The organism is Dellaglioa sp. CoH-57-MRSF-18 (assembly GCF_056781995.1).
Genome location: NZ_JBXAXX010000038.1, coordinates 1 through 667, shown reverse-complemented (window position 1 = coordinate 667; position 667 = coordinate 1). Strand labels below are relative to the sequence as shown.

General features: G+C 55.8%; 1 protein-coding gene. It reads right to left on the bottom strand.

What is annotated here, in order from left to right; all coding sequences use genetic code 11:
• Nucleotides 1-667: DEAD/DEAH box helicase family protein (locus AC1RPG_RS07915; RefSeq protein ID WP_481762455.1), on the bottom strand; the 667-nt coding region annotated here is incomplete at both ends.

Below are 667 nucleotides of genomic sequence, written 5' to 3'. Positions count from 1 at the left end.
CATGTTCAAGCACCTTGTGCAAACGAGTCACGTACTGTGCCTTAGGGCGCTGTGCAGATTCCCAAATTCGCTTCAGGCGATGTTCGGTCATGGGCTCCGCGCCGGATTTCCATGACCATCGGGCTAGAACGCCACCACGATACTCGCGCGGTTCGATCACTTCTACGCATTGCTTCAGGTCTTGAAGAACTTTGGCGGGAGCTTTCACCGTGAGTGAGGTCTGAACACATTGACGCGCTTCGTCAAAGATCAACGAGATTCGATCCTTGCCGGGCATATCGAGACGAACCCGCAGCAAGCAGTCGTGCGTGCACAGAATCACGTCACCGTCCTCAGCCTTCTTGACGCGAAACGAACCTACAGAGGCACCGTTCAACTTGCCCTCTAGTTGCTGGGCTACAGCCAGATCATCAGATTCGGAGTCAATGAGATGAACGCGAGACTTTGCCGCAGGTTTGCGTCGCAGCAGATCGGCCCGGAACTGCGAAAGCAGACGCAGCGTAGGGGCCGCGTACACCAAAACGTAGTTGGCTGTGGGGTCATTAAGCGTAGCCTCCGCGATATTGAGCGCAGCATATGTCTTGCCAGCGCCCGGGTAAGAGTTGACGTAGTGGATCGTCTTCACGTCTGACGTGCCGAGGGGGTCGAGGTAGGGGGTGTACATAAA